Annotated in this window: 4 protein-coding genes and 1 pseudogene; 3 read left to right on the forward strand and 2 right to left on the reverse strand. The window is 71.1% G+C overall.

Annotated features, from left to right (window positions below; genetic code table 11):
- Both AB7J25_RS30575 and AB7J25_RS30580 read left to right on the forward strand, forming a co-directional pair.
- Positions 1–208 (forward strand): alpha/beta hydrolase (locus AB7J25_RS30575; protein WP_428514855.1); only part of this gene is annotated, 208 nt, incomplete at its 5' end.
- A gap of 103 nt (positions 209–311) precedes the next feature.
- Positions 312–1,190, forward strand: coding sequence for an alpha/beta hydrolase (locus AB7J25_RS30580; RefSeq protein WP_428514857.1), 879 nt, complete (start codon positions 312–314; stop codon positions 1,188–1,190).
- A gap of 33 nt (positions 1,191–1,223) precedes the next feature.
- Here the strand turns inward: AB7J25_RS30580 and AB7J25_RS30585 are convergent, their stop codons facing one another.
- A complete protein-coding gene (locus AB7J25_RS30585; RefSeq protein WP_428514859.1) occupies positions 1,224–2,087 on the reverse strand; it encodes a DUF2182 domain-containing protein in 864 nt (287 codons plus the stop codon).
- Positions 2,084–2,749 carry a DUF1326 domain-containing protein gene (locus AB7J25_RS30590; RefSeq protein ID WP_428514861.1) on the reverse strand — a complete coding sequence of 222 codons (666 nt, stop codon included), beginning with the start codon at positions 2,747–2,749 and terminating at the stop codon, positions 2,084–2,086. Before AB7J25_RS30590 ends, AB7J25_RS30585 begins: the two co-directional genes overlap by 4 nt.
- 206 nt (positions 2,750–2,955) lie before the next feature.
- Here AB7J25_RS30590 and AB7J25_RS30595 point away from each other — a divergent pair.
- Positions 2,956–3,270: pseudogene (locus AB7J25_RS30595) on the forward strand (AraC family transcriptional regulator); the annotation flags it as partial.

Below are 3,270 nucleotides of genomic sequence, written 5' to 3' on the forward strand. Positions count from 1 at the left end.
CGACGCGGCCACCGCCCCCGGGTGGGTCGACATCGTCCGGCCGGGCCTCACGCGCTCGCAGTACGTCGAGTTCCCGTTCACGGGGCACTCGGTGCTGGACAAGCACCCCTGCGCGATGACGATCATGCAGGCCTTCCTCGCGGACCCGGCGCGACCCGTCGACGCGGCATGCGCGGCACGGACGACGCTCACGTTCGTCACAGGGTGAGCATGTGGCCGGTCGCCTCGCGGGCCTTCCACCGATCGGTCTATTGCCAGGTCCGACAGATATGTCCATAGTTCGACATTAATGTCGGACAACGGAGGCGATGATGCCAGCGGTATCGACCATCGAGATCGACGTGGACGGGCGGCGGTTGAGCGGACGGATGGCCGAGCCGGACGCGCCGGCCCGGGCGATCGTGTTCGCGCTGCACGGCGGCTCGTACTCCAGCCGCTACTACGACCTGCGCTCGGCCCCGCGCGCCTCGGCGCTTCGCACCTACGCGACGCTGGGCTACCGGATGATCGCCCTCGACCGCCCCGGCTACGGTGCGGCCGCCGGCATCGCCCCCGCGGAGTGCGGGTTCCCCGCCCAGGCCGCGCTCCTGCGGGCGGTGGTGGCCCGGCTGCACGCCGAGCGCGGCGAGGGCCTGCCCGCCTTCCTCATCGGTCACTCCATCGGCGGCATGATCGCGATGATGGTCGCAGCGGGTGAGATCGACGTCCCGCTGCGCGGGATCATGGCCTCGGGCATGGGCATGGTGTGGCGTCCCGGGATCCTCGAGATGTGGGGCTCGCTGATCGGCGAGGACCCGCGCGTGGCGGTCCCGAACGAGGCCCGCGACCAGATCATGTTCGCCGCCGATCCGCGGCTGGTGGATCCGGTCGTGCGGCGGGAGGCGGGTGAGGACCTGCACCCGATCCCGGTCGAGGAGCTGCGCGGCGCGGTCACCTGGCACGAGACGATGCCCGACGTGGCCGCCGACATCCGGGTGCCGGTGCTGCACGTCCTGCCGGAGCTCGACGGCATCTGGGCCTCCGACGAGCACGCGCAGGCCCAGGCCATCGCCGCGCTCAAGACCGTCGAGGGTGCGACGGTGACGGTGCAGCGGGCCGCCGGGCACTGCCTGGACGCACACCGGGCGGGCCACGCCCACCACCTCGCGACGGCGGCGTTCTTCGAGACCTGCCTGCTCACCCGGCCGTAGCCGCGAGGTGTCGGCCGTCGTCGCCGCCGGGCCTCAGCACACCGGCTGGTGCATGTGCGTCGTGGTGCCGGCCAGGTGCACCGCGCCGTCGCATGTCTGCGCGATCCCACCGGGCAGCAGGCCGGGATCGGCGAGGGCTGCGAGACCGAGGGCGACGAGGACGACGCCCGCGCCGAACCGCAGGATCCGTCCGGCCGGGAGAACCTTCTCCGCGTAGATGAACGCCGTCACCGCACCGAGAGCGACGACGTTCATCATCCCGAGCGGGAACATGATCGCCATCAGCGCCCAGCAGCAGCCCGCGCAGATCACGCCGTGGTGGGCACCCATGGCGATCGCAGCACGTGCGCCCTCCCGCCAATGCCGGGAGAGGAACGCCAGCGGCGAGCGGCACCCCGTCATGCATCGATCCTTCAGCGCACTGAACTGGTACGCGCCGGCGACGACGATGAGCAGCGCACCGATCTGACCGGCATGGTCGGCGACCACGTCGACCCGCCTCGCGAGCTGTTCGGCGCCCGCGGCGAGCAGGAAGGCGGCGACCCCGATCACGGACCACACCAGGACATAGCCCGCAACGAAGAATGCCGTCGGAGCCGACGGTCTGCCGCTCGATCCCCGATTCGCCGCGATCCGCGCGAACATCAGGATCATCGGAGCCGCGGACGGGAACATCATCGCGACCACCATGGCGAGCCACACACCGAGGAACGGCAGGGCGCCCATCCCCATCGGGGGTGTCATGCCCGCCGACTGGCCGGTGTCCGCCGAGTGCCGGATGAGCAGGACCCATGCCGCAGCCGTGAGGACGACCAGCGCGAGCCAGATCGTGATCTGCGCCCGCCGGAGCGGGTCTCGGACGCGCGTCGTACCGCCGCGCGATGCGGTGGTGGTCACGAGCCCGGGCCGGACCAGTCGAACGGGATGTGTTTGCTCGAGGTCGTGGCCATCTCGACGCTGAGGCCACCGAACAGCCCGGCCGCCGCCTGGCGCACCTCGCCCACACCCCAGGTCGTCACGCTGTGCTCGGCCGGCCCGACCTCGGCGCCCGGAGCGTTGAGGAGCTGGACCCGCTTCGTCGGATCCGACGTCGGTCCGGTGAGCGCCGAGGACGTCGCGCTGTACCAGCCCGACACCTCGACGCTCCAGCTCGAGAGGTCCTCCGCGATCTCGATGCGCATCGGGGCGACCTCGACGCCGCGGAAGTCCCCGATCAGGGATGCGAACATTGCCGGCCAGCCGCCTGCGGCCCCGCCGAATATCGCGAGAAGTGCCTGCATCTGCTGCGGGTCCGCGCGGTCGTCGACGAGCAATCCCAGGGTGCACGACGTCTCGCCGCCCCAGATGTTGCCTTCGAACGTCAGCACGGCGCCCACATTGAGCCCGGCCAGCTCGGTGTCGCCGTACCGGCCGCCGGTGATCCGGTAGGCGAAGATCGCCGTGCACGTGTTGTTCGTGGGCGACTGCGCGAACGTGCACGGGCAGGGGGTGGTGCAGGAGCAGACATCGAACCAGTCGCCCTGCAGCGTCCAGGCGGGAATGGATTCGGTGGTGGTCATGGCGGTTCCTCCGGGGTGATCGCGGGGATCGGCGCCACGGTGGCGGTGTCACCGTCGGTGACTGCGGTGACTGCGGTGACTGCGGTGACTGCGGTGATTGCGGTGATTGCGGTGATTGCACCGTGGCCGCCGCCCGAGCCGGCGGCGAGATGGCCGGACGCCAACTACCCTTGTTTTCCCGCCAAGCCGCGCAGAAGGGTCCGTCCATGCGTCATCGTGTGATCGCGCTCGCCCTGCCCGGCCTGGTCACCTTCGACCTGACCTGCGCGCTGCAGATCTTCGGGCACGGTCCGAACCTGGATCTGCGGCCCGATCTCTACGAGTTCACGGTCTGCGGATCCGGCGAGGCGCTCGTCCCGACCTACGACGGGTTCAGCCTCGCGATCGAGCACGGCCTGGAGGCCCTCGAGGGCGCCGACACCGTCGTGGTCCCCGGCTACGCCCCGGCCTGGGACGGCGCGCCCCGCGACGAGGTGCTGGCCGCCCTGCAGCGGGCCGCCACCCGCGGCGCGCGCATGATG

Source organism: Pseudonocardia sp. (genome assembly GCF_050246655.1).
GTDB lineage: Bacteria > Actinomycetota > Actinomycetes > Mycobacteriales > Pseudonocardiaceae > Pseudonocardia.

What these genes read in the sequence shown, in the direction of transcription:
- AB7J25_RS30590 (WP_428514861.1), bottom strand. Translation starts at nt 2,749, where the DNA reads ATGACCACCACCGAATCCATTCCCGCCTGGACGCTGCAGGGCGACTGG.
- AB7J25_RS30580 (WP_428514857.1), top strand. Translation starts at nt 312, where the DNA reads ATGCCAGCGGTATCGACCATCGAGATCGACGTGGACGGGCGGCGGTTG.